This window comes from Chryseobacterium indologenes (assembly GCF_001295265.1).
Classification (GTDB): Bacteria; Bacteroidota; Bacteroidia; order Flavobacteriales; family Weeksellaceae; genus Chryseobacterium; species Chryseobacterium indologenes_A.
On the sequence record NZ_LJOD01000058.1, the window covers coordinates 1 to 769 of the forward strand.

The window sequence follows — 769 nt, forward strand, 5'->3', positions numbered from 1 at the left end:
GAAGGTTTCTGAACGTTGATCAGGTCGTATGGTTTTACTTTTAAATAATCTGCTGCCGTGATGGTTTTATCTTCATATTTGGCTCTCAGCTCATCAAAAATCTGCTTAGCCTGAGGATTATCCGCTACATCTTCGTTGGCATAGTTGAAGGTAAAATCCGGAGCCCCATATAATGCGATATAGTTTTCCATAATCTCTTTATCTTCTTTGAACATCCTCGGCATCAAGCTTATATGAGATTTATTGAATACATAATTGAAACGCTCACCTGTTTTTCTGTATGTTCCGGTTTTTTCATCCTTTTCATACATATCTCCGGTTTTATCTATTTTGTAGCTTCCGTCTTCATTTTTTTCCATTCCTTTAGCATCAAGGAAAGCCGTATAGTTCTGTCCGTAGATTGTAGGCCAGTCTCCGTATTGCTCTCTGTTATAATAATCCAGCATCCCGATCGCGGTATCAGGATCATTAAGGTTCATCGGAGGATTCGCATTTGCCCTGATCGGAATTACCATCCAGCATGAAAAGCCAATGATCATATATACCACAGACAGCACAATAATCTGATAAACTTTTCTTTTTGCTTTTCTGGCATATTTAATCAGGAAATAGCATAAGGCCGCCATTAAGATAAATGCAGCAATAGTTCCTGAATGGAAAGGAAGTCCCAATCCGTTCACAAAGAAGATCTCCAGCTTTCCGAACATCGTCATGATAACCGGGAAGATAATTTTGAAAACAATAATCAGAATTCCTAAAGTAATCAGGT

Annotated in this window: 1 pseudogene; it reads right to left on the reverse strand. The window is 38.4% G+C overall.

From position 1 onward, the window contains the following. A pseudogene (locus AOB46_RS22710) lies at positions 1-769 on the reverse strand (DUF2723 domain-containing protein); the annotation flags it as partial.